The organism is Streptomyces sp. DF42, from assembly GCF_058267695.1.
Genome location: NZ_CM177859.1, coordinates 7,191,922 through 7,216,857, shown reverse-complemented (window position 1 = coordinate 7,216,857; position 24,936 = coordinate 7,191,922). Strand labels below are relative to the sequence as shown.

The window sequence follows — 24,936 nt, the reverse complement described above, 5'->3', positions numbered from 1 at the left end:
CTTTCTGTCGTGGCTGTCCTGCGTGGTCGCCGGTTCAGGCGTCCGCGCGCAGGGCGTCAGAGATCGACTTGGCGCCGCCGTGCACGGTGAGTCCGCCGTCGACCGGTATCTCGGCCCCCGTGATGAAGGACGCCTCGTCGGAGAGAAGGAAGACGACGAGCGGGGTGATCTCGTCGACGGTTCCGGTGCGGCCGAGCGGTGTCTCGCGGACGTTCGCCTCTCGGAAAGCGGGCGCCGCGGAGGCGGTCATGTCCGTTTCGATGAAGCCGGGGTGGACGATGTTCACGCGGATGCCGACGGGCCCCAGTTCCATGGCGGCGGTCCGCGACAGGCCGCGCAGCGCCCACTTGCTGGCCGTGTAGGCGACCGGGTAGTGGCCGGTGAGCGCCGCGGACGAGCCGACGTTCACGATCGAGGAGCCGGGTGGCATCAGCGGGGCAAGATGCTGGATGCCCAGCAGCGGGCCGGTGACGTTGACCGCGTGGACCCGGGCCATGTCCTCGGGGCGTACGTCGTCGATCCGGGCCCGCCAGGTGACGCCCGCGTTGTTGACCAGGCCGTGCACCTGTCCGTACGCCTCACGCAGGTCGGCGGCGAGTTCCGCCCAGTCCTTCTCGTTCGTGACGTCGAGACGGCGGCAGCCGGGTGACTCCGAGACGTCGGTGGCGATCACCCGGGCGCCCTCGCGGGTGAGCGCCTCGGCCTCCGCGGCGCCCTGGCCACCGGCCGCGCCCGTGACCACGACGACCCGGCCGAGAAGCCTCCCCCAGCCTTCGGCCGGGAGGTGCCCCCAGGGATGGAGATCGGTCACGGCCGTTGCCTCGTGCGGCGTCGGGCGACGGGAACGGTCACGGGGTCCGGGCCGGCCACCACGGTGTTGGAGACGGAGCCGATGCCCTCGACGGTGAGGGTGACCGTGTCGCCGGGCTTCAGGGGAGGCGGGGACTTCTCGCCCCGTACACCCCACAGCTCGGCGAGGCAGCCGCCGTTTCCGCAGGTCCCGGAACCGAGGACGTCGCCGGGGCGGACGACGGTGCCGCGTGAGGCGTAGGCGGCCATCTCCTCGAAGGTCCAGCTCATGTTGGACAGCAGATCCTTGCCCACGACCTCGCCGTTGATCTCGGCGGTGAGCGCCAGGCGCAGGAAGCCGTCCGCGTCGCGGTACTTCCCCAGCTCGTCGGCGGTGACCAGGTAAGGACCCAGCGTGGTGGCGGTGTCCTTGCCCTTGCAGGGGCCGAGGCCGACCTTCATCTCGGCGGACTGCAGGTCCCGTGCCGACCAGTCGTTGAAGACGGTGTAGCCGACGATGTGGTCGCGGGCCTGCTCGGGCGTGAGGTCGCGGCCCTCCTTTCCGATCACGGCGGCGACCTCCAGCTCGAAGTCGAGCACGCTCGACCCCGGCGGCATGGGGATGTCGTCGTGCGGCCCGTACATCGCGTGGGGGTTGCCGAAGTAGAACGTCGGGGCCGCGTACCACCGCTCCGGTACCCCGGCAGCCCCGTCCACGGACCGCCGTACGCCCTCGACGTGTTCCTCGAAGGTGACGAAGTCCCGCACGGTGGGCGGCTGGAGCGGCGCCAGCAGTCGTACGTCGGAGATGTGGGGGCCGGCCGGGACGTCGAGGGTCGCGGAGCCCGCGTCGAGCAGTTCGGGCAGGCCGCCGCCCTCGGCGAGCAGGCCGGTCAGTGAGCTGACGCCGGGCAGGGGGTGGAGCGTGCCGTCCTCTGAGACGACGGCCACGTGGCGTCGGTTGCGGTACTCGTACGCGGCGAAACGCATGGCGGTTTCCTGTCGGCTGTCGGCGTGAGGGGTGGCCCGAAGGCCGGGGGCGCGGCATGGGAGTCAGGGCAGTTGACAGGGCAACCGCGCCCCCGGGGACTGAAGGCTCCGCCGATCAGACCGGCGGAGCGACGAAGACGCCGCGGTCGACGTCGTTGAAGGACTCCTTGGTAACCAGTTCGTTCATGGGGTTGGCGGTGCCCCACTGGTCGGTGACCTCGGGCTTCGAGAAGTCGTAGACGTGGGGGTGCCAGGTGTCCTCGTCCAGCAGCTCCAACTCCGTCGTGTACTCCACCGTGTTGCCGTGCGGGTCGAGGAAGTAGGTGAAGGTGTTGTCGCCCGCCATGTGCCGGCCCGGCCCCCAGATCTTGCGGGCGCCGGAGCGCATCACCCGGCCGGAGCCGCGCATGTACTCGTCGATCCCGCGCATCTCGAAGGAGATGTGGTGCAGCGAGGTGTGCGGGCCCTTGGCGATGGCCATGGAGTGGTGCTGGTTGCTGATCCGCATGAAGTGCATGACGTCGCCGATGTGCGGATGACCGAGCGTGTCGGACAGCCGGAAGCCGAGGTGCTCCTCGTACCACGCCTTGGTCTTGTCCAGATCCGGCGAGTTGAGGACGACGTGCGACAGCTTGACCGGGATCGACTCCTTCTCCTCGATCCTGCGGTGCTGCCGCACCTCGACGTCGGCCAAGACCTCGATGGTGCGCCCGTCGACGTCGAAGAAGCGGAAGCCATAGCCACCGCCGGGTGTTTCCACCTTGCCCGGCTGGGAGATCAACTGCACGCCCCCGGCGAGGAGTTGCTCGGCGAGGGTGTCCACGTCGGCCGGGCTCGCGGCACCGTAGGACACGAGGTCGAGACGCTTCTCCTCGGCCTTGCGCAGCCGGACGACGTACTGCTCCGGGCTGCCCTCGGCGGCGAGGAAGGAGATGCCGGAGTCCTCGGCGACCTTGGTCAGGCCCCAGACTCCGGCGTAGAAGTCGAGTTGCTTGTCGTAGTCCGGCACGGCGAGGTCGACGTGGCGGAGGTGGGTGAGCAGGCGGTTATTCATGGGGGGGGTCCTCCTCAGACGAGGTTGAGCAGAGCGGCGGCGTTTGTGCCGCGGACGGAGTGGAAGTCGGTGTCGGGCAGGTCCGCGGCGCGCAGCGCGCCGAGCGGGTCGTCGGTGCCCATGTCGAAGGGGAAGTCGGAGCCGAGCAGGACCCGTTCCGGGCCGACCGCTCGCAGCAGCTCCCGCAGCACCTGGGGGTCGTGGACGAGGGAGTCGAAGTACAGCTGCTTCAGATAGCTGCTCGGTTCCCGCTCACAGCCCCGGGCGTCGGGACGGGCCCGCCAGGCGTGGTCCGAGCGGCCGATGTGGGTGGGCAGGTAGCCGCCGCCGTGCGCCGCGATCAGCTTCAGGCCCGGATGACGGTCCAGGACACCGGAGAAGATCAGGTGGGAGAGGGCGACCGCGTTCTCGGTGGGCTGGCCGACGGTGTTGGACAGGTACCACTGGTCCAGGCGCTCGTCGAGGGAGCAGCCGAACGGGTGCAGGAAGACCAGGGCGCCTGTCTCCTCCGCACGGGACCAGAAGGCTTCGTACGCCGGGTCCGACAGTTCGTGGCCGGGCGCGTGCGAGGAGATCTCCACTCCACTCAGCCCTTGGTCCAGGGCCTGGTCGAGCAGGCCGACCGCGAGGTCGGGATGCTGGAGCGGGACCAGGCCCAGGCCGTGCAGGCGGTCGGGAGCCTTCGCACAGTGTGCGGCGGTGCCCTCGTTGGCCAGTCGGCAGACCTTCTCGGCCAGTTGGGCCTCGGCCCAGTAGTGGTAGTGGGAGGGCGAGGGGCTGACCAGCTGGATGTCCACGCCCTGCGCGTCCATGGCCGTCAGGCGCACCGCGGCGTCCGTCAGCTTCGGCACGCGCGCGCCGACCATCGGACCGTTCACTGCCAGGGCCGCCGGGCCGTTGCGGCGCGCGTCGAGGGCGCGGGCCTCGGCGAGACCGGGGTGACCGGCGACGGCCTCCTCGACCTCCGGGAGCAGGAGGTGGGCGTGGACGTCGATGGTCGGCGCGGAGGATGCGGTGGTGGTCACGGGCGCTCCTTGAGGAGGTTCATGGTGCGGCCGACCAGCCCCGCCATGTCGGCGTCGCGCACACCGTCCAGCTGCCACTGGCCGATCTGCATGGACGCCTCGACGACGGTGCGCACCCGGGGAATGCGGCGGTCGTGGTAGGCGCGGAGCAGCTCGTCGTCCCAGTCCCGGCCGTCGGCCAAGGCCCCGCTGAGCAGCTCGGCGAGGACGAGGGCGTCCTCCAGGGACATGGCCGCGCCCTGGGCCAGGGTGGGCGGGCAGCAGTGGGCGGCGTCGCCGATGAGCACGACCCGGCCCCGGTGCCAGGAGTCCTCGACCAGCAGGCGGTCGAACCAGGTGTAGTTGACCTTCTTCGGGTCGGTGATGTGCTCGGTGATCTCCGGCCAGACCCCGCCGTAGCTCCGCGCCAGGCGGCGCATCTCGTCGGCGTAGGTGGCCGGGTCGATGGAGGCGCGGTCGCGGCACCCTTCGACGACGTACGCGTAGATGGTGTGCTCGCTGGTGGGGCAGTAGCCGGCGATGTAGGCGGGGCCGCCGTAGGCGAGGTCGGTGCGCGTCACGCTCTCGGGCCGCGGGGCGGCGATGCGCCAGATGGCCATGCCGGTCGGCTCGGGTTTGTCCGTGATGCCGATCGCGGCGCGGGTGGCGGAGTTGACTCCGTCGGCGCCGATCACCAGGTCGTAGCGGCCCTCGCTGCCGTCGCTGAAGCGCACCGACACGCCGTCGGCGTCCTGCTCCAGCGCTTCGGCGGTGATGCCGAGGCGAACGCCGGCGCCGGAGGCGCGGACCGTGTCGATGAGGATCTGCTGCAGCTGGGGGCGCTGCATGCCGAGGGTGGCGGGCAGGTCCTCGCCGCCGGTCTGGATGTCCTCGGCGACGAACAGGACGGTGCCGTCGGGGGTGGTCACGCCCAGCGAGCCGAAGGCGTATCCGGAGGCTTTCACCTGTTCCCACACGCCCAGTTCGCGCAGGACCCGCAGGGCGTTGCCCTGGAGGGTGATGCCGGAGCCGGTGGTGGCGTTCCAGTCCGGCCTGGCCTCGATCAGGTCGACGGCGATGCCGGCGCGGCGCAGCAGGATGGTGACGGCGTTGCCTGAGGCGCCCCCGCCGATGACCAGGACGGTGGGTGTGCCCCCGGCCGGAGGCTGGGAGAGAGTGCGGCTGTCAGCCATGTCGGGGATTCCTCCCGGGGTTGGGCCGCGCGACTTCGGGCGGCGGGGGCTGCGGCTCGCCCGCTGCGAGTGCGGGCCAGAGGTGGGGACGGGGGCGCGGGGCCGGATGCGCCGCTGCTGTCCGGGGAAGGGCGCGTCCGGCAGTGGTGCGGGTTACTTGACGGCGATCGGGTTGACCGGGGAGCCGACGGCTCCGGTGATGGGGAGGGGAGCGGCGGTGAGCCAGAACTCGTACACGCCGTCGTCGGCGCAGTCGGCGGCGAGTGCGTCGAGGTCCCACATCTCGCCGATCAGCAGGCCCATGTTGGGGATGACGACCTGGTGCAGCGGCTGGAAGGCGTTGTCGAACTCGTTGGGGCGGACCTCGAAACCCCAGGTGTCGGTGGCGATGGCGGCGATCTCGGTGCCGTGCAGCCAGCCGGCGGTGGTGAACGACAGGCCGGGCGCGGGGCCGCCCGCGTAGTCGCCCCAGCCTCCCCGCCGGGCGCGGGCGAGACGTCCGGTACGGACGAGGACGATGTCGCCGCGGCCGACGGTCACCCCATGGGCCTCAGCGGTCTGCTCGAGGTGCTCCTCGGTGATGGCGAACCCGTCGGGCAGCTCTCCCCCACTCTCGGCTCCGCTCGAGCGGGAGGTGCCCCCACCCGTGCCGACGACCAGGCCCACGTCGAGCAGCACGCCGCGTCCCGCGACGTACGGCGCCATGTGCTCGATGCCGGTGACAAGGTCTCCGTCGGAGGTGACCACCTGCTCGGCGGCCCGTCCGTTCCACGCCTTGCCGTGGTCGAAGATGTGCCCGAGGCCGTCCCACTGGGTGGAGCACTGCAGCGGCATCGCGATCACGTCGTCCGCGCCGCCGATGCCGTGCGGGAAACCCTGGTTGCCCAGTGCCGCGTCGGTCCCCGTGTCGAGCATGGTGTGCACCGGGTTGGTCCGCCGGCGCCAGCCCTTCTGCGGGCCGTTCATGTCGAACCGCTGCGACAGCGAGAAACTCACGCCCCGGCGCACGAGCGCCGCACCCTCGCGCCGCTTGGCCTCGTCGAGGAAGTTCAGCGTGCCGAGCACGTCGTCCTCACCCCAACGCCCCCAGTTGGAGTACGCCTTGGCGGCCCCGGCTATCGCGCCCTCCGGGTCGCGGCGGTCCAGGCTCATGCCGTTCCCTCCGCGACACAGCGGGTGCGCTGCACGCCCAGACCGGTGATGGAACCCTCCATGACGTCGCCGTCGCGCAGCAGGCGTCCCCAGTGGATGCCGTTGCCGGCCGGGCTGCCGGTCAACACCAGGTCACCGGGCAGGAGTTGAGCCGTCTGCGAGGCGTACGACACCAACCGGGCGACTCCGAAGAGCATGTCCTTGGTGGACTCGTCCTGCATGGTCTCGCCGTTCAGCTTGAGCGTGACCCGCAGGTCACCGGTGTCCGCGATCGACTCCGCGGGTACGAGCCACGGGCCGAGCGGCGTGAAACCGGGAGCGTTCTTGCAGCGCAGCCAGTCGGTGCCGATGGCCTTCATGTCCCGGCGGAACACGGTGGCGCGGTCGGTGAGGTCGTTGGCGATGGTGTACCCGGCGACGTACTCCAGGGCCTCCTCGACCGTCACCCGGTAGGCGGGCTTGGCGACGACGGCCGCCAACTCCAGCTCCCAGTCCGGCTTTTCGGCCCAGGCGGGCAGGACCACGTCGTCGTAGGGGCCCGTGATCGCGCTGGGCAGGCCGATGAACACGTAGGGCAGGTCCTCGGCGGCCCGGCGGTCCATGACCGCGGCGATCTCCGCGCGCGCCTCCTCGACGGTGCGGGGGTCGTCGGGGGAACGGTGGGCGACCTCCAGATCGATCACGTGCTGCCGGTAGTTGGCGCCGGACTGGAAGATCTGCCGCGGCTCGATGGGGGCGTGCACGCGCAGGCCCTCCAGTGGCAGCCGGCCGAGGGAGTCGTCGTCCGCCAGGGTGCGCAGGACGGGGAGGGTCTCCTCCCACCGCTCCAGGACTGCGCGCAGATCCGACGGCGCCCAGTCCAGGGCGCTGCGCAGATCGAGTACCCGGTCATGGGCCAGGAGGCCGGGAAACGACTCCCCGTCCTGGGCGGAGAAGGTGCCGAGCGCGAACGGGCCGGCAGGTTGCACGAGCATTGCCATCAGATTTCCTCCTGCGGGGATGGGGTCTACTCTGACCCCGATCGACCAATCACGGAAATTAATCCTGTGGATGTGTCGAATCCACGTCATGGATGACTCTCGTTGCTAGGTGGTTGCCGGTGAACCTGTCCCGACTCGACCTCAATCTGGTCCTCGCCCTTCGCGCGCTGCTGGAGGAGCGCAATGTCACCCGGGCCGGCGAGCGCATCGGACTCAGCCAGCCGGCCATGAGCGCCGCGCTGTCCCGGCTGCGCCGCCATTTCGACGACGAATTGCTCGCCCGCACCGGCAACGCCTACGAGCTGACTCCGCTCGGCGCCGCGCTGCGCGACCGCAGCGCCACCGCGTGCGACCTGCTGGAGCGGGTCTTCGCCAGCCAGGCCGACTTCGACCCGGCGGCGGAGTCACGTGAGTTCACCCTGCTCGCCTCCGACTACGGGGCGGCCGTGTTCGGTGCCGCACTCGCGCGCACCCTGCACGAGGAGGCGCCCGGCATCCGGCTCACCTTCCAGCACCCGGCACCGTCCGTCGTGGAGAACACCGCCGCGGTGCTGAGCACCGTCGACGGACTGCTGATGCCGCACGGCATCATCGACGGCTTGCCCGCCGTCGACCTCCACCAGGACCGCTGGCTGTTCCTGGTCGCCGACGATCACCCCGAGATCGGTGACGAACTCTCCCTGGACCAGCTGGGGCGTCTGCCCTGGGCCGTCTACCAGCGTCCCTACGACGCCCCGGCCGCCCGCCAGCTCAGCATGATAGGGATCAGTCCCCAGGTGGAGGTGTCCGTGCAGACCTTCCAGCTACTGCCCCTCATGGTCGAGGGCACCCGCCGGATCGCGATGATCCAGGAGCGCCTGGCGCGCAAGGCGGTCCGATCGGCCGCGGTGCGCGTCCTGCCCTGCCCCTTCGAGGCGGTACCGGTGCGGGAGGCGATGTGGTGGCACCCGGTGCACGCTCAGGACGCGGGCCACATCTGGCTGCGGCAGAAGGCCGCGGAAGTGGGCGCGACGCTGGCGGGCAACGGCTACAGCCATGGCAAGGACCCAGGGAAGGCCGTGCCCGTCGACCAGAGCGCGGGGTTGCCGCCGGGCCGGCTCTGACCGGGCCCGGCGGCAGCCCGTGATCGACGCGCTCTCGGCGGTCTTCCCGCACGCCCTCGGGGCTGTCCGGCGGATCAAGTCGCAGGAAAGCAGCGGTGACTCATCGGCCCAGGTGAGCGGGGTCTGGTGCGTCCAACTGCAAGGCGGAGGAGGGCGTCGACGCGGAGCGTCGGCAACCGACGACAACGCCGCAGGTGGGCGTGCCTGACCCCGCGTCTGCGGCATGATCCGCCGGACAGCCCCTCAGGCCAACTGCTCCGGCAACGGCCGGGGATCGACGGCGCCCACCCGGCGGCGGGCCGCCCACAGCCCCGCCGCGACGACGGCGGCGGCCAGCCCCAGCACGCCCACCGCACCGGCGAGACTGCCGACCGCGGACTCCCCGGCGAGCAGCACCAGCGGGCAGATGAACTCACCGCCGAAGAACGCCGTCATCCACAACCCCGTCCCACGGCCGCGGTCCTCGAACGCCAGGCGGGACATGGCACTGGTGAGAAGGGCGGGCAGCAGCATGCCGGTGCCCAGACAGTTGACGACCGCCCCGATGACCAGCAGCGGGGCATTGCCCGCGAGGAACATCACCCCGAAGCCGACCGCGCAGACCGCGAAGACGGCGGGCAGCATCGGGTCGGGAGAACGCCCCAGCCGGGCGAAGGTGACCGCTCCGCCCACGGTCGCGGCACTGGCGATCGCGGTGGCCAGTCCGATCACGCCGGTGTTCTCCACCCCGAGGTCGTCGAGCAGGTACGACATCTCCACCGGGACGGTGTAGAAGACCATCGCCCCGAAGAAGGTGAGGGCACAGATGCCGCCCAACTGCCGCCAGGGGAACGAGCGGCGGGCCTCCGTCTCGGCCGGAGTCTCCTCGCCGTCCGCACGGGCCGCCGGGTTGGGCAGGGCGGTCGCCATCAGCGGGGCGAGCGCCAGGCTCACGGCGTAGACCCAGAAGGGCACGCGCCAGCCCACCGATCCGGCGGCGCCGCCGAGCACGAAGAAGACGGTGGCCGACGCGGAGGCGCACATGGTCTGCAGGGCGAGGTACTTCACCCGCCGGTGACCGCTGTAATAGTCGCCGATCAGAGTCGTGCAGCAGGTCATGATCGCGGCCTCGGCGACCCCGACCAGGGCCCGGCTGGCGATGATGCCGCCCAGCGAGTCCAGCCACAGCGGTGCCGTGCCGAACAGCGCGTACAGGACGGTCGCCACGACCAGCAGGCGCTTGCGGCCCACCCGGTCCACGATCACCCCGGCGAACGGGGCCAGCAGCGCCAGCGCCAGCGCCGGGACGGTCAGCGCGAGGGGCACCAGCGCCTTGGCCCCCGGGACCGACGCGAAGTGGTCCTGCATCTTCGGCAGTACCGGGGCGATCAGCACCGCCCCCAGGATCGGCAGACAGCTGCCCGCCATCAGAAGGGTCACCCGCAGCAGATGGGCCGGGCCCGAGACGGCGGCGGCTGACGGAGTGGTGTCATCGACCGCCGCGTGAGGCGGCGGGGGCACGGAACCGGGCATGGCGACTCCAGGGGGCGGTGTAAGGGAGTGGGCATGCCTCACGGGCGCCGGCGGCGCACGGCATGCTGGGGAAGCTCGCACGCCGGCGGCATCCGGACAGCGGTGTGCGGTAGCGACGACTATGGGGGCGCCAAAGCGCCGGTGCCATCCCCTGCGCGATCCGAATCCCGTATCCGGGTTATCCACGCTGTGGATGGGATGGGCAACCGTCACGCGGACGGAACACGTGCACGACCGTACCTGCGCGCGAACAGCGGTGTCCCGGAGCTCGGTCGTCCAGGCCTCCGGGACACCGCCGACAGCCGACACGTGGCGCACGCCGGGCAGCGTCAGCGGACGGGCAGCGGCAGGATGCGCCGATAGGCGGCGACGGCGACGACCGCGACCACCACATGCATCACCATCAGCGCGGCGACGGCCAGCGGCCCACTGCCGGGCGTACCGCCACCGAGGAGGGACAGGTCGGGCCCGAACGACACGACCACGAGCACGGGCACCAGCCACCGCAGCAGCCCCGCCGGGTTCTTGGCCACACGACGGACGACCGCCCAGCCTATGGCGCCGAGGACGACGCCGAACACCGTCAGCGGCCCGTACGCGGAGAGGTGCAGCGGAGCGAAATCGCCCGACGCCCCCGCCGCGCGGGCGAGCAACGCGACCACCACGTTTCCGAGCACGGCCACGACAGCCGCCGCGAGAAGCCCCGCGACCACGGTCAGGCCGCGGGAGCGCGGCGCGGGCGGGGCGGACGGGGCGGCTTCGGGGACGGAACCGGACATGGGGACCTCCTGCGGAGAGCTCAAGAACGACAGGTGCAGCGCCGGAAAGGCGGACGTTTGATTCCTCAAACATGCGGGACGCTACTCCGAAGTGTTTGATCAGGCAAACACCTCGGTTAAAGTGGCCACCATGACATCCCCCCGGTGGCTCACTCCCGAAGAGCTGCGAGCCTGGATCAACTACCTCGACTGCTCGACGCTGCTGAACGACTACCTCGATCAGCAGTTGCGGCGCGACGCGGCCATGACGCACGCGGACTACAGCCTCCTTGGCCGCCTGTCCGTGGCACCCGACCGCGCCCTGGGGATGTCCTTGCTCGCCGAGCAGTTGAAGTTCACCCGCAGCCGCCTCACGCGCGCGGTGATCCGCCTGGAGGAGTCGGGCTACGTGCGGCGCCGGGAGGATCCGGCCGACGGACGCGGCCAGCTGGCCGAACTCACCGATGCCGGCATGGAGTTGATGACCAAGGCCGCCCCCGGCCATGTTGCTGCCGTACGCCGCGTGGTGTTCGACGCCCTCAGCCCCGAACAGGTGGAGCAACTCGCCACCATCACCGCCACCGTGGTTACCTCCCTCAAGCAGGCCGGCGAGGAGGACGCCTACCCGGCGGCCCTGCCGTGGCATCGCCGCTGACGCCGAGAACCTGCGCCGTTCACCGGGCTGAGCCTGCGTCAGTTCGGCAAGGTGATCACCGCGTTGCGGCGCGAGGATGCGGATCCGGTGCGCAAGGGCCAGCCGTGGAGCCTGCCGCTCGAGGGCCGCGTGCTGTTGGTCGCCGCGTACTGGCGGACTGACCTGACCCTGCGCCAGCCGGCGCCGCTGTGCGGGGTGTCCAAGTCCGCAGCGGACCGCATCATCGACCACCTCGGACCTGCGCTCGCCGTCCAGCGACGCAAGCCGTTCCGCAAGGACACCGTGCTGGTCGTGGACGGCACCCTGGTCCCCACGGTCGATCACGGCGTTGCCCAGCAGCCGGAGAATTACCGGTACTCGACCAACCACCAGGTCGTGATCGATGCCGACACCCGGCTCGCCTGGGCGGCCGGACGCCGCGGCTGAAGTCGGGCGTCCCCAAGGGGGCCCGGTGGGGCATCGCCCGACCTTCGGCATGCCGAAGCACAAGCACCGCCTGGCCACCGCGCCTGACCGGGCCGGTGCAAGGGCCGCTGCGTAAGCCGCTTCGCAGGGACAGCCCGGACACTGATCGGTTCAAGGCCGGCCGGGGCCGGCTGGCCTCACTCGCGTACCGTCTGCTCGGCTCGGCCGCCGACCCCGAGGACGCCGTGCAGGACACGGGCGTTGCACCTGCCCCCGGGGCCGCCTTCGGCCCTTGCCTTCGCCGTGGCGGCCGCGGCGCCGACGACCGCCCGCTGACGGCGGACGTGTCGACGGCGGCCGAACTGCCGGCGGACCTCGCTCGGTTGTAGCCGTCCGGCCGGCGCGGCTCAGTAGCCGACGTGGAACGTGGCGTCCTTCTTCTCCGTCGTGGTCGAGATCGGGTCAATGCGCAGAGCGTAGTTCGAGTGCCGGATGTAGCGCGTCGGGTAGTTGTACGAGCGGAACGACGACCAGGAGGAGTCGGCCAGCCCCGCCGTCCGGTAGAAGGTGGCGTCCTGGGCGAACGTCGACGTCCCGTTGTTCACGTCCAGCTGGAGCGCGTAGTTGTAGTGCCTGAGGTACCGGGTCGGGAAGCTGACCGACTGGAAGGAGACCCCGGAGCTGTCGGCCAGGCCGGGCACCAGCTTCCACTGGGAGTCGGAGGGCGGGTCGATGGGGTACGGGTCGATGCGTCCCAGGTAGTTGCTGTGCCGGACGTAGCGGTCGGGGAAGTTGTACGACTTCAGCCGGTTCCAGGTAGGGGTGCCCCACTTGGCGACGAGGTTGTCGTATTCGGTCGTGGTGATCGTGGTGATGCCGCAGTGCTTGGAGTTGAGCGGCTGGGTGTACGTCCGCTGGTCGAGCGGGGTCCAGGTGCCGGCCGCCAGGTCGGTGGTCTGCCAGGCGTAGAAGACGCCGTTGGGTGTGTAGGTGTCTCCCCACATCCAGTAGGTGCTGGAGGTGAGGGACTTGACGACGGCCGGAGCCTCGGTGCCGCCGTGTGAGACGGCCGGAGTGAAGGGCGTGAAGCTGCCCGGGGCGAGCGAGGTGGAGCGGGCGCCCAGCAGCGTCCCGTTCCTGTTGTTCTTGAAGTAGAGATAGTTGACGCCGTTCACGCCCACCGTCATGTCGCCGTCGATCGCGTCGTACCCGGGGTCGAAGAAGACCTGCGGCGCCGAGACCGTGACGAAGTCGGTCGTGTAGTTGACCATGATCACGTTGTGGCCGCTGGAGTTGACCGACGAGTAGATGATCGCGTACTGGCCGCGGCCCGCGTCCCAGAACGCCTCCGGCGCCCAGCTGTGGGTGACCATGTCATGCAGCTTCAGCCGGTGGTAGCCGGTGAAGGTGCGCAGGTCGGTCGAGTACCAGACGTGGATGTACTGGCTGTTGTACGTCCAGTCGGTGCCCTTGAGGTCGGTGGCGAGCACCACGAACGTACCGTCCTGCTTGCGCAGGATGAACGGGTCGCGCAGGCCCACGGCACCCTCGGTGGGGGTGACGACGGGGTTGTTCTGGTTGAGCGGCATCCACTCCAGTCCGTCGGTGCTGACGGCGAGGTGCAGGCCGTAGTCAGTGCCCTCGCCCAGGGTGGTCGACTCGGTGAAGTAGCACATGACGTACGCCGAGTCGGCCGCGTGGGCGGTCCCGGCGCCCAGGGCCAGCGCGCCTGTCGCGGCCATGGGCACTGTCGCGGCCATACCGAGGAAGCGGCGGCGGGAGGGGTGGGCGGCAGCGGTCATGCGTGCTCCATCGGGGGGCGGGGAGGCAGACGGTGTCGATATATCGAACGAGGTTCGGTGAATCGATCAGACAGTAAGGACGAGACGCTTACCGGTCAATCTTTCTGTCGAAATTGCTGGGATTCCGGCCATCAACCCGCGCGTCCCATGGATGTCGCGCTTGTCTTCGCCGCCGCGATCAACTGGTCGCTCAACGCGATCAGCACATCCCGGCACGACTCCCGCTCCCGCGCGTCGCACAGCAGCACCTGGACGTGGTCCGGCAGCGCGAGAGTGTCCCTGATCTCCTCGGCGGGATATCTTCTTCAAGTCTCCGGACGGCACCGAGGACTGGATCGTCCACTGTAACCACGCCAACTCCTCGTCCACCCAGGGCTGCGGCGCCACCCGCACCACCCGGATCCAGAAGATCACCTGGAACGCGGACGGATCGCCGAACCTCGGCGTGCCGGTGGCCACGGATACGGCGCTCACCGTGCCCTCCGGTGAACCGGCGGTGACCTACTACCGGTTGGCCAACCGCAACAGCGGCAAGGTCATGGACGTCCAGGCACCCAACACCGACGACGGCGCGAAGATCGGCCAGTACACCTGGAACGGCAAGCCCTGGCAGCAGTGGCGCTTCGTCGATGCGGGCAGCGGTCACTTCCAGATCGAGAGCCTCAAACAGCGGCAAGTGCCTGGACGTGAACGCCGCGTCCACCGCCGACGGTGCCGGCATCATCCAGTTCCGCTGCCACGCCGGCACGAACCAGCAGTTCTCCTGGGTCGCCACCGACGGGTACCTTCCGCGAGCACTACGGCCTCACGGCCCGCGAGGTGCAGGCCGCGGCCGCAGCCCGAGCGGCCGTCTGATCACTTGGCTGCCGGGCCTCAGCTTCAAGTACTACCCGGTGAGCCGCCCGTCGTCGCCGAGTTCGTGGAGTCGTCCTTCGACGTCGTGCGCGCCAAGCGACGGGTCGGCACCGGCAGCTTCCACCTGACCGGCCTCTCCGACCGCGACCCGCAGCACAAACTGCCGGTCGTCGAGCAGCTGGAGGCCGCGCTCTACACCGACGCCCTGGTCACCGTCGCCGCCACGCGCACCTTCCCGGTGAAGTAGCCGCCCTCGGGGACGCTGATGAGCGCCATGCATCACGGCGTCCCCAACCGGCATTGGACCGCCCGGGAGCCGGTCACCAATAGTGCTGGGCATGGGCGCAGACGCCGTGACGGAGGTTCGCCGATGACCATCTCTCCACCACCCGGAACCGCCGAGCCGGCCCGTGCCGCCTCGCCGTTGACGATCAGCGAGCAAGGCGCGTTCTGGGTCGGTGTCGGGCGCAAGCCGACCGAGGCCGGGACCGCCGCCGAGGCCGCGATGTACGTCCAGTACCAGATCCCGGCCGATCTCCGGTATCCGCTGCCCGTGGTGATGGTCCACGGGGGCGGCGGCCAGGGCACGGACTACCTGTCGACGCCTGACGGCCGCCCCGGCTGGGCCACCCGGTTCGTCCAGGCCGGTTTCGCCGTGTACGTGGTCGACCGTCCGGGGCACGGGCGCTCCCCCTACCACCCCGATGTCCTCGGGCCCATCGAGGGCGCGGCGCCGACGTACGAGTTCATCCGCTGGCTGTTTTGCGACGGGGCCGAACGACCTGGCAGCCAGTGGCCCGGCAGCGGCGAGGTCGGCGACGACTCCGCGCTGGACCAGTTGATGGCGGGCCAGGGCCCGACGCTGCCCACCTTCGCCGAGAACGAGGAGCAGATGCGGCGCTGCGGGGCCGAGTTGCTGGACCGTATCGGACCGGCCGTGCTGATCACCCACTCCATGGGGGCGCCGTTCGGCTGGCTGGTCGCCGATGCCCGGCCCGGGCGGGTAAAGGCCATTGTCTCCATCGAGCCGATGGGGCCGCCGTTCATCGAACTGCCCGGCCTCGGAAAGCTGGAGTGGGGGCTCACCGCGGCCCCGATCACTTACGAGCCGCCGGCGCGGACCCCGGAGGAACTGCGCCTCCGGCTGCGCGAGGCCGGGGGCGACGGGCTGCAGGACTGCCTCGTCCAGGACGAAAAGGCCGGCCCCGTGCGGTCCCTGCCAGGGCTCCAGGGCTTCCCGATCGCCGTGGTCGCGGCCGACACCTCGCCGTTCGCGCCGTTCCAGCACGGTGTCGCCGACTACCTCGCCCAGGCCGGTGCCGACGTCGAGTTGCTGCGCCTGGCGGACCTGGGGCTCACGGGCAACGGTCACCTGCCCATGGGCGAGAAGAACTCCGACGACGTGGCCGAGGTACTGATGACCTGGCTGAACAAGCGACTGGCGGCAGTGGAGGAAACGTCCCGATGACAACCGTGCCGACCGTCGAGACCGAGGTGCTCATCGTGGGAAGCGGGCCCGCGGGAGCGAGCGCCGCACTGGCGCTGAGCACCTATGGCGTGCCGAACGTCATGGCCACCCGCTACTCACGCCTCGCGGACACGCCCCGGGCGCACATCACCAACCAGCGCACCATGGAAGTGCTGCGTGACCTGGGTGTCGAAGAGGATGTGATCGCCCAGGCCACCCCGCAGCATCTGATGGGCAACACCGTCTTCTGCACCGCCATCGCGGGCGAGGAGCTCGGCCGGCTGAGGTCCTGGGGCAACGAACCGCTCGTGCAGGCCGCGCACGAGCTGGCGAGCCCCACCCGCATGTGCGACATGCCGCAACACCTCATGGAGCCGGTGCTCGTGAACGCGGCCGTCGCACGCGGAAGCCAACTGCGGTTCGGCACCGAGTACCTGTCGCACGAGCAGGACGCCGACGGCGTGACCGCCATGGTCCGCGACCGGCTGCGCGGCGACACGTACACCATCCGCGCCAAGTACCTGATCGGCGCGGACGGCGGCCGCAGCAAGGTGGCCGAGGACGCCGGGCTGCCGATGGGCGGCCAGATGGGCGTGGCCGGCAGCATCAACATCGTCTTCGACGCGGACCTCACCAAGTACGTGGCGCACCGACCCGCCACCCTCTACTGGGTGCTGGCCCCCGGCGCGACCGTGGGCGGCATCGGCGCCGGCCTGGTGCGCTGCGTACGGACGTGGAACGAGTGGCTGATCGTGTGGGGCTACGACGTCGACGCCGGGCCGCCGGACCTCACCGAGGAGTACGCCCTGTCCGTCGTCCGCAAGCTGATCGGCGACGACGAGATCCCGGTGACCATCAAGTCGTCCTCCGCGTGGACGGTCAACGAGATGTACGCCGAGACGTACTCCAGCGGCCGGGTGTTCTGCGCGGGCGACGCCTGCCACCGGCACCCACCGTCCAACGGGCTGGGCTCCAACACCTCCATCCAGGACTCCTACAACCTGGCGTGGAAGCTGAAGCTCGTCCTGGACGGCACCGCGTCCCCGTCCCTGCTGGACACCTACAGTGACGAGCGCGCACCGGTCGGCAAGCAGGTCGTCACCCGGGCCAACCAGTCCATCGGTGAGACGGCACCCGTCTTCGAGGCGCTCGGCGGCTTGGCGCCGCAGACCCCCGAGCAGCTGTGGCGGACCATCGCCGCCCGCAAGGACGCCACTACGGAGGCCGAGGAGCAGCGGGCGCGGCTGCGGGAGGCGATCGCCTTCAAGGCATACGAGTTCAACGCCCACGGCGTGGACCTCAACCAGCGCTACACCTCCGCCGCGATCGTCCCGGACGGCACCGAGGACCCCGGCTTCGCACGCGACCCCGAGCTGCACTTCCAGCCGAGCACCCGCCCCGGCGCCAAGCTCCCGCACGCCTGGCTCTCCGCGGGCACCCGCAATCTGTCCACCCTGGACCTGGGCGGGAACGGCCGGTTCACCCTGATCACCGGCATCGGCGGCGAGCCCTGGACGGAGGCCGCCCGCATCCTCGGCAAGGAGTTCGGCCTGGGAATCGCCACAGCGGTCATCGGCCCCGGCCAGGAGTACGAGGACCCGTACGGGGACTGGGCCCGACTGCGGGAGATCGGCGACTCGGGCGCGCTGCTGGTGCGGCCGGACAACCACGTGGCCTTCCGCCGCCAGGACGCCGCCGATGACGTCACGGCCGCACTGAGGGACGCACTGCGGCAGATCCTCGGACGGGGCTGAGCGGCCATGGACCTCACCGCGAAGACCGCGAAGACCGCGACGACGACGGCGGTGCTGGAAAGCTTCGCCCACACCTCCGATCCCCGACTGCGCGAGGTGCTGGCCTCCCTGACGCGTCACCTGCACGATTTCGTACGGGACATCGAGCCGACCCAGGCCGAGTGGGAGCGGGCGATCGACTTCCTCACAGCAACCGGCCACATGTGCGACGACACCCGGCAGGAGTTCATCCTGCTGTCGGACGTCCTGGGAGTGTCGATGCTCGTCGAGACGATCAACGACCACAAGGCGGCCGCCGCGACCGACTCGACGGTGCTCGGCCCCTTCCACATGACCGAGTCCCCGGTCCGTGAACTCGGGGCGAACATCGATCTGGTCGGCGGCGGCGAGCCGTGTGTGATCAGCGGACGGGTCGTCTCCGTCGACGGCACCCCGCTGCCCGCCGCGACGCTGGACGTGTGGCAGGCCGACGACCAGGGCTTCTACGACGTCCAGCAGCCGAAGAAGCAACCGCCGGGCAATGGGCGCGGGCTGTTCACAGCGGACGCGGAGGGGCGGTTCTGGTTCCGCTCGTGCGTTCCGAGCCCGTATCCCATTCCGACGGACGGGCCGGTCGGCTCGCTGCTGGAGGCGACCGGCCGTCACCCCTACCGTCCGGCCCATGTCCACTTCATCGTGGGCGCCGAGGGGTACAGCACAGTGACGACGCACATCTTCGTGGCGGGCAGCGACTATCTGGAGTCGGACGCGGTCTTCGCCGTGAGGGAGAGCCTGGTCGAGGAGTTCGTCGAGGTGGACTCCCCCGAGGAGGCCGCGGAGTTGGGCCTGGCCAACCCCTTCCGCCGGGCGCGCTTCGACATCGTGCTGCAACCGGTGATCGCGTGAGGGAACGCGCCCTGGACTTCACCTATCAGGCCCAGCCGATGCGCGTCCTCTTCCGGTCGGGTGCCGTCCCGGACGCGGTGCCCGACGAGGTCGCGCTGCTCGCCCTGCGCCGCGTCCTCGTGCTGTGCGACGACCACGGCCTGGACACGGCCCGTGCCGTCGCCGCGTCTCTCGGCGACGCCTGCGCCGGGCTGCACGCGGGGGCGGTGACGCACGTCCCGGTGGAGGTCGCCGACCTGGCCGTCGAAGCGGCTCGCGAAGCCCGGGCCGACGGCTGCGTGGCGGTCGGCGGCGGTTCCGTGACCGGCCTGGCCAAGGCCGTCGCGCTCAGCACCGGCCTGCCGATCGTCGCCGTCCCGACGACGTACGCCGGATCGGAGATGACACCCGTCTGGGGCCTGACCGCGGGCGCGGTCAAACGCACCGGGCGCGACCCGAAGGTGTTGCCGCGCAGCGTCGTGTACGACCCGCTGCTCACGCTCACCATGCCGCCCGTGGGGTCCGCGACGAGCGGCATGAACGCGATCGCGCACGCCGTCGAGGCTCTGTACGCCCCGGACTCCACTCCGATCGTCTCCCTCATGGCGGAGGAGGGTGTGCGGGCGCTGGCCGCGGCCCTTCCCGAGATCGTCGCCGACCCCTCGGGGCATGACGCGCGCAGCCGCGCGCTGTACGGGGCGTGGCTGTGCGGTGCCTGTCTCGGCGCGACCACCATGGGGCTGCACCACAAGCTCTGCCATGTGCTCGGCGGCACCTTCGGCCTGCCGCACGCCGAGACACACGCCGTCGTCCTGCCCCATGTGCTGGCGTTCAACGCGCCGGCGGTTCCCGAGGCACTGGCGGCGCTGCGCCGGGCGCTCGATGTCCCGGATCCGGTACGGGAGTTGCACGAGCTGGGCGAGCGGCTGGGCATCCCGCGATCGCTCGCCGACCTGGGCCTGACCGCCGCCGACGTGGACCGTGCGGTCGATGTCGCTCTCGGGGCGCCGTACGCGAATCCCCGCCCGGCCTCCGCCGACGATCTGCGCGCCGTCCTGCACGCGGCCTGGGCGGGCGAGCCGCCGTACGGCGGCTGACCCCTCCTACTGGGAGATCTCGGCGTACGGAACGCCGGTCGCACGTCGGGCCACCCGGCGTGCGACCTCGGCGAACGCCGGGGCGGCGGGCGAGTGGCCCGTCTTCGGATAGGCGACCGCGGCCACCGAGTCGAGGGGCTCTTTCGGAGCGACGGCCTCCACTCCCGGGTGCGGGAACATCCGGGCGCCCGACAGTGGCATCAGTCCCACCATGTGCTGGTAGGCGATCTTCGAGGACATGTCCAGGATCGAGCGGGCGTGGGAGCCGACTGTCGGGGCGTCGTCGTCCCCGTGGCGTCCCCCCACCCACAAGTCGTCGCCCGGGTGGGGGGTGACCCAGGGCCGGTCGTAGACCTCGGTCATGTCCACCGCGGCGGCCGAGGCCAGCGGATGCCCCTTCCACAGCCCGACGGAAAGGGGCTCGGTGAAGATCGGTACGCGTGTCAGGCCCGGCATGTCGACGCTCAGACACAACAGCGCCACGTCGCACTCGCCGGCCTGCAGCGGGGCGAGCCCCTGGTGGAAGTCCGCTTCGTGCACCCGGATCGTGACTCTGGGATACCGCTCGCAGAACGCCTCGATGACCGGATGCGTCAGCTCCGCGAGAGCCACCCCGTAGAGCGCGACCCGCACCTCGTCCCGTCGCCTGGCCCTGATGGCGTCTGCGGCGGCGGCGAGCCGCTCGGCATCGGCCAGCACCTCGCCCGCCCGTTCGAGCAGTTCCGCGCCGTCGGCGGTGAGCGCCACATGCCGTTTGTCGCGGTCGAACAGTTGGACGCCCAGCTCACGCTCGAGGGCGGCGATCGATCGCGTCAGCGCGGGCTGGGTGAGGTGCAGACGCTCGGCGGCGACCCGGAAATTCAAGGTCTCCGCGAGCGCCGAGAAATGGCGCAGGCTCCGGAGTTCCACTCCGCCCTCCAGAAAGGCGAGGTCCACGGCATTGTGGTCCGCGCCAGGTTACAGCGCGCTTCCCCGCACGTCACCAGGCAGAAATGTGCGGCATTCCCGTCACCCCCTCCGACCTGCTGTGATGCACGAAACTCATCAAGCCCACAGTGACCGGCATTGGACGGTCCTTCGCCGCGCTGCCAACACTCCCTTCAGGCCGACCCAGAACAGCAGCGGATGGGGTGCGAATTGTCCGAGACAACCGAGGCAGCCGAGAAAATCATCGAGATTCCGCAGCCGGAGCCGGACCTGACACCGGAGGAACTGGTGCGCCGGGCCGCCGGCATGAGGTCCTGGCTTCGTGATCATCAGGACGAGACCGAACAGCGGACCGGTATCTCCGAGGACACGCACAAGGCGTTCCTGGAGGCGGGTTTCTACCGGTCCCTCCAGCCACGCCGATTCGGCGGCTACGAGTTCGACCTGCGGACCTACTCCCGGATGGTCACCGAGGTGGCCCGCGGCTGCCCGTCCAGCGGCTGGAACCTGTGTCTGGCCGCCTCCCACAGCCTGGTGGTGGCCGGCCGCTTCCCCGAGAGCACCCAGCGCGAGGTGTTCGGGCCGGACGGTGACTTCCGGGCCCCGCTGCCGATCGCCCCGAGCGCCACCGCGACGAGGACCCCCGACGGGTACCTGGTCAACGGCCGCTGGGACTACTCCTCCGGAGTCAACGTCTCCACGCACTTCCTGGGTGGCGTGCTCATCATCGACGAAGAGGGCGGCATGCCCACGCCGGGCCTGGTGCTCGTGCCCTCCGGCTGGCGGATGCTCGACAACTGGGGCGAGATCCTGGGCTTCCGCGGCAGCGGCTCCAACAGCGTCGTGGCCGAGGACGTCCTCGTACCGTACGAGTACGTGTCCAGGAGCCACCTCGCGGCGAACGACGCCACCGACGGGCCGGGTGTGGAACTGCACGGCAACCCGATGTACGCGGGCCGGCTGATGTCGTTCTTCAACATCCAGCTGTGTTCGATCGTGGCGGGCACCGCCTGGGCCGCGGTCGACGAGTACCAGCGGATCATCACCACCAAGAACAGTCCGCTGCCGCCCTTCAAGCCGCGCAGCCACGATCCGGAACACCAGCGCAACCTCGGCCTGGCCACGGCTCTGGCCGACAGCGCGCAGCGGATCATCCTGTCGGTCACCGACGACTACACCGCCTACGCGGCCCGGGGCCTGGCAGGGGGCGAGCCCTTCTCCGAACTGGACGACCAGGCCCTCTCCCTCACGGCCCGGCAGTCCGGCCAACTCGCCTGCCAGGCCGTCGAGATGCTGGCCTCGGCCAGTGGCTCCAGCGCGCTGGCGAACGGCGAGCGCATGCAGCGGTACCTGCGCGACGTCGCCACGTACAAGACGCACATCAACGCCCAGCACAGCTGGTGGGCCACGGGATACGCCCGCTCTCTGCTCGGCGTGGAGCACCCGGCGTGAACCGGTCGACGTCCGCCGCGACGACGCCCGGCGGCGGCCCGGCGGACGACCCCGGCCGGTTCCGGCACGTGCTCGGCCACTACCCGACGGGTGTCACGGTGGTCACCGCGAAGGAACCCGACGGCACCCCGGTCGGCATGGTCATCGGCTCGTTCACCTCGGTGTCCCTCGACCCCCCGCTCGTCGCGTTCTTCCCCGGCCGCTCCTCCACCACCTGGCCAAGGATCATGGCCGGCGGCGCTTTCTGCGTGAACGTGCTGGCCGCCGGCCAGGAGTGCCTCTGCCGGGATGTCAGCGCCAAGGCCCCCGACGTCTTCGACCGCCACCCGTGGCGCGGCGCGCCCTCGGGCAGCCCCGTCCTGGCGGGCGTCGCCGCCTGGATCGACTGCGACATCGCCGACGTGTGGACCCTCGGCGACCACTACTTCGTCCTCGGCCGCGTACGGGAACTCGGGGTGGAGAAGACCGGCGTCCCACCGCTGGTCTTCTCCCGGGGGCGGCTCGCCACGTTGCCGCCCCGCCGGGACCACGACGACTCGGCCGACTACACATGGCCCGACTGGCTCTGAGAGATCTGAGAGAAGAGAGACGCACCATGCGCAATCAAGGGCTCGGTTCGTGGCCCGCGCGGCGCGCCCGCATGGCGCCGGAGGCCACCGCCGTCGTGCACGACGGTGGATCCCTGTCTTACGGAGAGCTGGCCGCGCGCGTGACGCGACTCGCTCACGCCCTGCGTGCCCTGGGGGTCGGCCACGGCGACCGGGTGGCCTACCTGGGCGCGAACCATCCCGCCCTGGCGGAGACCCTGTTCGCCGCGAACGCGCTGGGCGCCGTCCTCGTCCCGCTCAACACCCGCCTCGCGGCACCCGAGTTGGCCTTCATCCTGGGCGACTCGGGAGCGCCGGTGCTGGTGTTCGGGGCCGAACTCACCGACATCGTCGACGCGTTCAGGAACGACGTCGAGGTGAAGCACTACGTCGAGGTGGGGAAGGCGTACGAGGAGCTACTCGCGAGCGCGCCGGACAACCCCCTGGACGAGACTGTCGGCCTCGATGAGGTGTGCATGATCCAGTACACCTCCGGCACCAGCGGCCGTCCCAAGGGCGTCATGCTGACCCACGCCAACATCGCCTGGAACTGCTTCAACATCCTGCTGGACGTGGACATCGCCTCCGACGACGTCGCTCTGGTGGTGGCACCGATGTTCCACACCGCCGCCCTCAACACCGTCTTCCTGCCGGGCTTCCTCAAAGGGGGGACGTCGGTGCTGATGCGCGGCTTCGACCCGGACCGGGTGCTCGACGTCATCGCCGAGCACCGGGTGACGAGGATGTTCGGCGTGCCCGCGATGTACCAGGCCATGGCCCGCTCGTCGCGGTGGGCGAAGGCCGACCTGTCGTCGATCCGGATCCTGATGTGCGCGGCGGCACCCGTACCCAAGGCCCTCATCCACACGTACCAGGACCGTGGCCTGACCTTCCTCCAGGCGTACGGCCTGACCGAGACCGCTCCCGCCGCGCTGGGCCTGCGCGCACGGGACAGCATCCGCAAGGCCGGCTCTGCCGGCACGCCCTGCTTCTTCACCGACGTACGCGTGGTGCGGCCCGACCTCACCGATGTCGCACCGGGCGAGGTCGGCGAGGTGATCATCGAGGGCCTCAACGTGATGAAGGGCTACTGGCAGTGGCCCGAAGCGACCAAGGACGCCTTCGTGGAAGGAAGTTGGTTCCGCTCCGGAGACGCGGCCACTGTCGACGAGGAGGGGTACGTCACGATCGTCGACCGGATCAAGGACATGTACATCTCCGGCGGGGAGAACGTCTATCCGGCCGAGGTCGAGCAACTCCTCTACCAGAATCCCGCGGTCACCGAATGCGCGGTGATCGGCGTACCCGACGAACGATGGGGCGAGGTCGGCAGAGCGCTGGTCGTGCCCCGCGCGGGCGCCGACGTGTCGCCCGACGACATCATGGACTCCCTGTCCGGCCGACTCGCCAAGTACAAGCTCCCCAAGTCGGTCGTCCTCGTCGACACCCTGCCCCGCAACGCCACCGGCAAGATCCTCAAGGCCCGCCTGCGCAGCCAGTACGGCTCAACGCCGGCCCGCGGCGCCGAGGAGTCATGAGGCCAGGGGACCCGAAAACGCCGGGTGGCGGCTGATCCACTTCGACCTCACGGTCGCGAAAGGGGTGCGGAGGCCGTTCGCCGACGCGGAGAAGACCGACATCGAAGTGTGGCTCACGTTCGCAGACGAGCATCTCCAGCGCCTCACCGAGACCAGCGCGGCCCCGAAACTCCCCGCGCGCCCAAGCCCAGACCCGCAGACCTGGAGCCATTCCTCCACGGCTGGAGCCCGTATGGCCCCCGCCCCTACTGAACCGCGCCCTCATCAAGATACGGCCAAGGAGGGCTTCCCACAGGGAGCGGATGACCGTCCGTCACCTGCAAAACAGGTGCCTGACGGCCCATCAGAACGTGCGCCAAACGTGCGTCAAACATGGGCCGCATGCGTCAAACATGCGTCAAGATGTCGCCCGTAACGCCCACGGCGCACATCATGCACATCACCCGAACCTGCAGGTCAGGAGCCCTTTCCGGCCGGTTCAAGGATCGCGACACACTCCACATGGTGCGTCATCGAAAAGATGTCGGCCTGAAGGAGTCTCGGAAAGGGCCAGGTCAGGACCTATTTCTCGGCTCACGACCCCGCGTGCAGGCGCCCAGAGCGTCAAACGAGCGTCACGGCCAACAGTCCATCCTTCCTCTTCGGGCGGAACAGGCTGCCGCGACCAGCTCCCCTTCTCGAGCCCGCTCCCGCTCACTCCGGACGCCGAAGACCTCGCCCTGTACCGGGAGAGGTTCCGGCGACGTCTGCCGGAGTCGCTGGACGAGTTGCACGGGCCGACCCAGGGTGTCGTGGAGCTACCGTTGCACATGGCTTGGTCCGGCATGACGCCGTACGACCTGGGCAAGCCTCGCCAGCGCATGGGCCTGTACCGCATCGTCCTGCACGAGGGCCTGCGCGACGACCTGCCCCGCTACCTCAACCGGGACCTACTCCTCCAGCTGTGCGAGCGCGAGGATCTGCAGTCGAACCTCACGGGCGCCGAGTGGAGGCGATC

The 24,936-nt window shown here is 70.3% G+C and carries 21 protein-coding genes and 4 pseudogenes; 13 read left to right on the top strand and 12 right to left on the bottom strand.

Features of this window, described 5'->3' with window-relative positions:
- Positions 1–34: 34 nt before the first annotated feature.
- From ACYUED_RS33085 to ACYUED_RS33055, 7 genes are all read right to left on the bottom strand, one after another.
- Positions 35–811, bottom strand: a complete 777-nt coding sequence (locus ACYUED_RS33085) for an SDR family NAD(P)-dependent oxidoreductase (protein ID WP_491288119.1) — start codon at positions 809–811, stop codon at positions 35–37.
- Positions 808–1,779, bottom strand: coding sequence for a fumarylacetoacetate hydrolase family protein (locus tag ACYUED_RS33080; protein ID WP_491288118.1), 972 nt, complete (start codon positions 1,777–1,779; stop codon positions 808–810). The genes ACYUED_RS33085 and ACYUED_RS33080 overlap by 4 nt, the downstream gene beginning before the upstream one ends.
- 115 nt (positions 1,780–1,894) lie before the next feature.
- Positions 1,895–2,833, bottom strand: coding sequence for a VOC family protein (locus tag ACYUED_RS33075; protein ID WP_491288116.1), 939 nt, complete (start codon positions 2,831–2,833; stop codon positions 1,895–1,897).
- Between the two features lie 14 nt (positions 2,834–2,847).
- Positions 2,848–3,858, bottom strand: a complete 1,011-nt coding sequence (locus tag ACYUED_RS33070; protein ID WP_491288114.1) for an amidohydrolase family protein — start codon at positions 3,856–3,858, stop codon at positions 2,848–2,850.
- Positions 3,855–5,030 carry an FAD-dependent oxidoreductase gene (locus tag ACYUED_RS33065; protein ID WP_491288112.1) on the bottom strand — a complete coding sequence of 392 codons (1,176 nt, stop codon included), beginning with the start codon at positions 5,028–5,030 and terminating at the stop codon, positions 3,855–3,857. Before ACYUED_RS33065 ends, ACYUED_RS33070 begins: the two co-directional genes overlap by 4 nt.
- Positions 5,031–5,183: 153 nt before the next feature.
- Positions 5,184–6,182 carry a cyclase family protein gene (locus tag ACYUED_RS33060; RefSeq protein WP_491288110.1) on the bottom strand — a complete coding sequence of 333 codons (999 nt, stop codon included), beginning with the start codon at positions 6,180–6,182 and terminating at the stop codon, positions 5,184–5,186.
- Positions 6,179–7,162, bottom strand: a complete 984-nt coding sequence (locus ACYUED_RS33055) for a fumarylacetoacetate hydrolase family protein (protein WP_491288108.1) — start codon at positions 7,160–7,162, stop codon at positions 6,179–6,181. The genes ACYUED_RS33060 and ACYUED_RS33055 overlap by 4 nt, the downstream gene beginning before the upstream one ends.
- 119 nt (positions 7,163–7,281) lie before the next feature.
- Here ACYUED_RS33055 and ACYUED_RS33050 point away from each other — a divergent pair, with 119 nt between their 5' ends.
- Positions 7,282–8,265 (top strand): LysR family transcriptional regulator, encoded by a 984-nt coding sequence (locus ACYUED_RS33050; protein WP_491288106.1) that lies wholly within the window; start codon positions 7,282–7,284, stop codon positions 8,263–8,265.
- A gap of 243 nt (positions 8,266–8,508) precedes the next feature.
- Here the strand turns inward: ACYUED_RS33050 and ACYUED_RS33045 are convergent, their stop codons facing one another.
- Positions 8,509–9,777 (bottom strand): MFS transporter, encoded by a 1,269-nt coding sequence (locus ACYUED_RS33045; protein WP_491288104.1) that lies wholly within the window; start codon positions 9,775–9,777, stop codon positions 8,509–8,511.
- Between the two features lie 329 nt (positions 9,778–10,106).
- A complete protein-coding gene (locus ACYUED_RS33040) occupies positions 10,107–10,556 on the bottom strand; it encodes a DUF6069 family protein (protein ID WP_491288102.1) in 450 nt (149 codons plus the stop codon).
- 130 nt (positions 10,557–10,686) lie between these two features.
- Here ACYUED_RS33040 and ACYUED_RS33035 point away from each other — a divergent pair, with 130 nt between their 5' ends.
- Both ACYUED_RS33035 and ACYUED_RS33030 read left to right on the top strand, forming a co-directional pair.
- On the top strand, positions 10,687–11,190 hold the full coding sequence (locus tag ACYUED_RS33035) for a MarR family winged helix-turn-helix transcriptional regulator (protein ID WP_491288100.1): 504 nt from the start codon (positions 10,687–10,689) through the stop codon (positions 11,188–11,190).
- A gap of 27 nt (positions 11,191–11,217) precedes the next feature.
- Positions 11,218–11,607, top strand: a pseudogene (locus ACYUED_RS33030) (transposase family protein); the annotation flags it as partial.
- A 395-nt stretch (positions 11,608–12,002) separates the two neighbouring features.
- Here the strand turns inward: ACYUED_RS33030 and ACYUED_RS33025 are convergent.
- Both ACYUED_RS33025 and ACYUED_RS33020 read right to left on the bottom strand, forming a co-directional pair.
- Positions 12,003–13,397 carry a glycoside hydrolase family 43 protein gene (locus ACYUED_RS33025; RefSeq protein WP_491288098.1) on the bottom strand — a complete coding sequence of 465 codons (1,395 nt, stop codon included), beginning with the start codon at positions 13,395–13,397 and terminating at the stop codon, positions 12,003–12,005.
- Positions 13,398–13,528: 131 nt separating this feature from the next.
- A pseudogene (locus ACYUED_RS33020) lies at positions 13,529–13,696 on the bottom strand (ATP-binding protein); the annotation flags it as partial.
- Positions 13,697–13,842: 146 nt separating this feature from the next.
- Between ACYUED_RS33020 and ACYUED_RS33015 the strand changes: the two are divergent.
- The 6 genes and pseudogenes from ACYUED_RS33015 to ACYUED_RS32990 all read left to right on the top strand — a co-directional run.
- Positions 13,843–14,055 (top strand): annotated as a pseudogene (locus tag ACYUED_RS33015) (RICIN domain-containing protein); the annotation flags it as partial.
- Positions 14,027–14,380 (top strand): RICIN domain-containing protein, encoded by a 354-nt coding sequence (locus ACYUED_RS33010; RefSeq protein WP_491294537.1) that lies wholly within the window; start codon positions 14,027–14,029, stop codon positions 14,378–14,380. The pseudogene ACYUED_RS33015 and the gene ACYUED_RS33010, both read left to right, overlap by 29 nt.
- 242 nt (positions 14,381–14,622) lie before the next feature.
- Entirely contained in the window at positions 14,623–15,720 is a 1,098-nt protein-coding gene (locus tag ACYUED_RS33005; protein ID WP_491288096.1) for an alpha/beta hydrolase, read from the top strand.
- On the top strand, positions 15,717–17,474 hold the full coding sequence (locus tag ACYUED_RS33000) for an FAD-dependent oxidoreductase (RefSeq protein WP_491288095.1): 1,758 nt from the start codon (positions 15,717–15,719) through the stop codon (positions 17,472–17,474). Before ACYUED_RS33005 ends, ACYUED_RS33000 begins: the two co-directional genes overlap by 4 nt.
- A gap of 6 nt (positions 17,475–17,480) precedes the next feature.
- On the top strand, positions 17,481–18,359 hold the full coding sequence (locus tag ACYUED_RS32995; RefSeq protein ID WP_491288092.1) for an intradiol ring-cleavage dioxygenase: 879 nt from the start codon (positions 17,481–17,483) through the stop codon (positions 18,357–18,359).
- A gap of 38 nt (positions 18,360–18,397) precedes the next feature.
- On the top strand, positions 18,398–19,435 hold the full coding sequence (locus ACYUED_RS32990) for a maleylacetate reductase (RefSeq protein ID WP_491294536.1): 1,038 nt from the start codon (positions 18,398–18,400) through the stop codon (positions 19,433–19,435).
- 6 nt (positions 19,436–19,441) lie between these two features.
- Here ACYUED_RS32990 and ACYUED_RS32985 read toward each other — a convergent pair whose 3' ends face one another.
- Positions 19,442–20,371, bottom strand: a complete 930-nt coding sequence (locus tag ACYUED_RS32985; protein ID WP_491288090.1) for a LysR family transcriptional regulator — start codon at positions 20,369–20,371, stop codon at positions 19,442–19,444.
- A gap of 201 nt (positions 20,372–20,572) precedes the next feature.
- On the opposite strand from ACYUED_RS32985, the gene ACYUED_RS32980 reads away from it, so the two are divergent.
- The 4 genes and pseudogenes from ACYUED_RS32980 to ACYUED_RS32965 form a co-directional block, all read left to right on the top strand.
- The gene (locus ACYUED_RS32980) at positions 20,573–21,814 is read left to right on the top strand and encodes an acyl-CoA dehydrogenase family protein (RefSeq protein WP_491288088.1); all 1,242 of its coding nucleotides are present in this window, start codon (positions 20,573–20,575) and stop codon (positions 21,812–21,814) included.
- Positions 21,811–22,383 carry a flavin reductase family protein gene (locus tag ACYUED_RS32975; protein WP_491288085.1) on the top strand — a complete coding sequence of 191 codons (573 nt, stop codon included), beginning with the start codon at positions 21,811–21,813 and terminating at the stop codon, positions 22,381–22,383. The genes ACYUED_RS32980 and ACYUED_RS32975 overlap by 4 nt, the downstream gene beginning before the upstream one ends.
- A gap of 26 nt (positions 22,384–22,409) precedes the next feature.
- The gene (locus tag ACYUED_RS32970; RefSeq protein WP_491288083.1) at positions 22,410–23,939 is read left to right on the top strand and encodes an acyl-CoA synthetase; all 1,530 of its coding nucleotides are present in this window, start codon (positions 22,410–22,412) and stop codon (positions 23,937–23,939) included.
- A gap of 719 nt (positions 23,940–24,658) precedes the next feature.
- Positions 24,659–24,883: pseudogene (locus tag ACYUED_RS32965) on the top strand (hypothetical protein); the annotation flags it as partial.
- Between the last annotated feature and the right edge of the window lie 53 nt (positions 24,884–24,936).

What these genes read in the sequence shown, in the direction of transcription:
- ACYUED_RS33080 (WP_491288118.1), bottom strand. Translation starts at nt 1,779, where the DNA reads ATGCGTTTCGCCGCGTACGAGTACCGCAACCGACGCCACGTGGCCGTC.
- ACYUED_RS33075 (WP_491288116.1), bottom strand. Translation starts at nt 2,833, where the DNA reads ATGAATAACCGCCTGCTCACCCACCTCCGCCACGTCGACCTCGCCGTG.
- ACYUED_RS33065 (WP_491288112.1), bottom strand. Translation starts at nt 5,030, where the DNA reads ATGGCTGACAGCCGCACTCTCTCCCAGCCTCCGGCCGGGGGCACACCC.
- ACYUED_RS33060 (WP_491288110.1), bottom strand. Translation starts at nt 6,182, where the DNA reads ATGAGCCTGGACCGCCGCGACCCGGAGGGCGCGATAGCCGGGGCCGCC.
- ACYUED_RS33055 (WP_491288108.1), bottom strand. Translation starts at nt 7,162, where the DNA reads ATGGCAATGCTCGTGCAACCTGCCGGCCCGTTCGCGCTCGGCACCTTC.
- ACYUED_RS33045 (WP_491288104.1), bottom strand. Translation starts at nt 9,777, where the DNA reads ATGCCCGGTTCCGTGCCCCCGCCGCCTCACGCGGCGGTCGATGACACC.
- ACYUED_RS33040 (WP_491288102.1), bottom strand. Translation starts at nt 10,556, where the DNA reads ATGTCCGGTTCCGTCCCCGAAGCCGCCCCGTCCGCCCCGCCCGCGCCG.
- ACYUED_RS33035 (WP_491288100.1), top strand. Translation starts at nt 10,687, where the DNA reads ATGACATCCCCCCGGTGGCTCACTCCCGAAGAGCTGCGAGCCTGGATC.
- ACYUED_RS33025 (WP_491288098.1), bottom strand. Translation starts at nt 13,397, where the DNA reads ATGACCGCTGCCGCCCACCCCTCCCGCCGCCGCTTCCTCGGTATGGCC.
- ACYUED_RS33010 (WP_491294537.1), top strand. Translation starts at nt 14,027, where the DNA reads ATGCGGGCAGCGGTCACTTCCAGATCGAGAGCCTCAAACAGCGGCAAG.
- ACYUED_RS33005 (WP_491288096.1), top strand. Translation starts at nt 14,623, where the DNA reads ATGACCATCTCTCCACCACCCGGAACCGCCGAGCCGGCCCGTGCCGCC.
- ACYUED_RS33000 (WP_491288095.1), top strand. Translation starts at nt 15,717, where the DNA reads ATGACAACCGTGCCGACCGTCGAGACCGAGGTGCTCATCGTGGGAAGC.
- ACYUED_RS32995 (WP_491288092.1), top strand. Translation starts at nt 17,481, where the DNA reads ATGGACCTCACCGCGAAGACCGCGAAGACCGCGACGACGACGGCGGTG.
- ACYUED_RS32990 (WP_491294536.1), top strand. Translation starts at nt 18,398, where the DNA reads ATGCGCGTCCTCTTCCGGTCGGGTGCCGTCCCGGACGCGGTGCCCGAC.
- ACYUED_RS32970 (WP_491288083.1), top strand. Translation starts at nt 22,410, where the DNA reads ATGCGCAATCAAGGGCTCGGTTCGTGGCCCGCGCGGCGCGCCCGCATG.